Genomic DNA, 3,140 nt, shown 5'->3' with positions numbered 1-3,140 from the left:
TGGTCATGGCCCTCGAGGAGGAGTTCGGGATCGAGATCCCCGACGAGGACGCCGAGAAGATCACGCGGGTCAAGGAAGCCGTCGACTACATCCAGAAGCACGCGGAGAAGGCGAAGAAGTAGCCCGTCCCCGCCGCCGGGGAAGCGCGAGCGCCAGAGTGACAGACAAGCGCAGGGTCGTGATCACGGGGGTCGGCCTGGTATCTCCCCTCGGAGTGGGGACCGAGCCCACCTGGAGCCGGCTCCTGGCCGGATGCTCCGGGGTGGCGAACATCACCCTCTTCGATGCCTCGCGTCATTCCACGCGGTTCGCGGCGGAGGTGAGGGGCTTCGACCCGCTGAACTGGGTGGAGAAGAAGGACGTCAAGAAGATGGATCGGTTCATCCAGTTCGCGGTGGCAGCCGCGGACGTCGCCCTCGCCGATTCGGGGCTGAAGATCGACGCGGCCGAGGCCGACATGGTCGGCGTGTACATCGGGAGCGGCATCGGCGGGTTCGCCACGATCGAGCGCGAGCACGAGACGCTCTTGAGGGAAGGCCCGCGCCGCATCAGCCCGTTCTTCATTCCGGCCGCGATCGTCAACCTCGCTTCGGGATGGGTCTCCATCCGCACCGGCGCCAAGGGGCCCAACTCCGCCACCTGCACCGCCTGCACCACCAGCGCCCACGCCGTCGGGGACTCCTTCCGGCTGATCCAGCGCGGGGAGGCCAACGCGATGATCGCGGGCGGCAGCGAGGCCGCCATCACGCCCCTGGGCGTGGGCGGCTTCAGTGCCATGCGCGCGCTCTCCACCCGCAACGACGATCCGGCCCGCTCCTCGAGGCCCTTCGACAAAGAGCGGGACGGCTTCGTGATCGGGGAGGGATCGGGGATCGTCGTCCTGGAGGAGCTGGAGCACGCCCGCCGGCGGGGCGCCCCCATCTACTGCGAGCTGGTGGGATACGGCATGTCCTCCGACGCCTACCACATCACGGCTCCTTGCGAAGACGGGGACGGGGCGATGCGGGTGATGAACCGGACGCTGAAGGACGCGGGGGTGGAGCCGACGGTCGTGGACTACGTCAACGTCCACGGGACGTCGACGCCCCAGGGCGACAAGGTGGAGGTCGTGGCCCTCAAGCGGGTTTTCGGCGACCACGCCCGCCGCATGGCCATCAGCTCCACCAAGTCGATGACGGGTCACCTCCTGGGGGCCGCCGGCGGGCTGGAGGCCGGCATCACGGCCCTCGCCCTCAAGACCCAGATGCTCCCTCCGACCATCAACTACCAGCACCCGGACCCGGATTGCGACCTCGACGTCGTTCCGAACGCCGCCCGCAAGGCCGACGTGAACTACGCGCTCTCCAACTCCTTCGGCTTCGGCGGCACCAACGGCGCGCTGCTCTTCCGCCGTTACCAGGGCTAGGACCACTGATTCATGAAAATCGCGGTTTGCATCAAGCAGGTGCCGGATACCGAGACCCGCATCCGCATCGCCCCCGACGGCCAGAGCATCCTGGAGAGCGACGTCAACTGGATCGTCTCTCCCTATGACGAGTTCGCCATCGAGGAAGCGCTGAAGATCAAGGAGGCCAAGGGCGGCGAGGTCGTGCTCGTCAGCCTCGGCCCCGACCGCGTTCAGTCCGCGCTGCGCAGCGGCCTCGCCATGGGCGCCGATTCCGCCCTCCACCTGAAGGACCCGCTGTTCGACCAGACGGACACCCTGGGCACGGCGTGGGCCCTGGCCACCGCCCTCAAGCCCATGGCGCCCGACCTGATCTTCATGGGCCAGCAGGGCGTGGGGGGCGACAACGCGCAGGTGCCGGGCCTGGTAGCGGAGATCCTCGACCTGCCGCAGGTGACGACCGTCGTGAAGGTGGAGATCCAGGACGGCAAGGCCACCGTCGAGCGCGAGATCGAGGGCGCCCATGAGACCTGGGACGTGACGCTGCCGGCGGTGCTCTCGGCGCAGAAGGGCCTCAATGAGCCCCGGTACGCGAGCCTCAAGGGCATCATGGCCGCCAAGAAGAAGCTGATCGAGACCAAGGGGGCCGCCGATCTCGGCCTCACCGCGGAGCAACTCGCGCCCAAGACGAAGGTGGTGGCGCTCGAGCTGCCGCCTTCGCGCTCGGCGGTGAAGATGATCGAGGGTGACGCCGACACGCAGGTCCAGGAGCTGCTGCGGTTGCTGCACGAGGAGGCAAAGGTCATCTGATGGGCGCGATCGTCACCTATGCCGAGCACCGCGACGGGAAGCTGCGGCGGCCATCGCTCGAGGCCGTCTCCGAAGCGCGCCGCCTGGCCGAGCCGCTCAAGGCCTCCATCCACGCCGTCCTCGTCGGTTCCGGGATCGAGGGCCTCGCCTCGGAGCTGGGTACGCACGGCGCCGACGTGATCCAGGTCTTCGACCAGGCCGAGCTGGGCGCCTATGCGACCGAGCCCTACGCGCGCGCGGTGGCCCAGGTCGTCGCCGCCGAGAAGCCCGCCGTCGTACTCGTGCCCTACACGGCGATGGGCCGGGACCTCGCTCCGCGCGTCGCCGCGCGGGTCGGAGCCGGCCTCGTGTCGGACTGCGTCGCCCTGACCGTGAAGGACGGCCGGCTCGAAGCGCGCCGGCCCATGTACGCGGGCAAGGCCTACGCCACGGTTCGCTGGGAAGGCGAACCACAGATGGCCACCCTCCGTCCCAACGTCTTCCCGGTGGGCCCGGCGGATACGGCCCGCAAAGCGGAGGTGAAGAAGGAGACGGTGGACACGTCGGCGCGGGCGAAAGTCACGGCCGTCCATGCCACCGCTTCGGGCAAGGTGGAGCTGACCGAGGCGCAGATCATCGTGTCCGGCGGTCGGGGCCTGAAGGGACCGGAGAACTTCCACCTGGTCGAAAGCCTCGCCGCCGCGTTGGGGGCGGCGGTGGGCGCGTCGCGTGCGGTCGTGGACGCGGGCTGGGTCGATCACCAGTATCAGGTGGGGCAGACGGGCAAGACCGTCTCGCCCACGCTCTACGTCGCCTGTGGGATCAGCGGGGCCATCCAGCACCTGGCCGGGATGTCGTCGTCCAGGTACATCGTGGCGATCAACAAGGACGCCGACGCGCCCATCTTCAAGGTGGCCAACTACGGTGTGGTCGGGGACCTGTTCGAGCTGCTGCCGAAGCTCACCGA

Annotated in this window: 4 protein-coding genes; all 4 read left to right on the top strand. The window is 68.8% G+C overall.

The features are described from left to right. On the top strand, positions 1–122 hold a 122-nt coding region (locus VGT00_16245), incomplete at its 5' end, for an acyl carrier protein (GenBank protein ID HEV8532974.1). 35 nt (positions 123–157) lie between these two features. Beyond that, complete coding sequence (fabF, locus tag VGT00_16240; protein HEV8532973.1) at positions 158–1,405, top strand: beta-ketoacyl-ACP synthase II; 1,248 nt, start codon at positions 158–160, stop codon at positions 1,403–1,405. A gap of 12 nt (positions 1,406–1,417) precedes the next feature. Continuing rightward, positions 1,418–2,194 carry an electron transfer flavoprotein subunit beta/FixA family protein gene (locus VGT00_16235; protein HEV8532972.1) on the top strand — a complete coding sequence of 259 codons (777 nt, stop codon included), beginning with the start codon at positions 1,418–1,420 and terminating at the stop codon, positions 2,192–2,194. After that, positions 2,194–3,140 (top strand): electron transfer flavoprotein subunit alpha/FixB family protein (locus VGT00_16230; protein HEV8532971.1); only part of this gene is annotated, 947 nt, incomplete at its 3' end. The genes VGT00_16235 and VGT00_16230, both read left to right, overlap by 1 nt.

The sequence above is a fragment of the Candidatus Methylomirabilota bacterium genome (genome assembly GCA_036002485.1).
In the GTDB taxonomy this organism is placed as follows: domain Bacteria; phylum Methylomirabilota; class Methylomirabilia; order Rokubacteriales; family CSP1-6; genus AR37.
This window is presented reverse-complemented; position numbering and strand designations above follow the sequence as displayed.

Bases quoted from the DNA above. Each gene is read 5' to 3' on its own strand.
- VGT00_16235 (HEV8532972.1), top strand. From the start codon at position 1,418: ATGAAAATCGCGGTTTGCATCAAGCAGGTGCCGGATACCGAGACCCGC.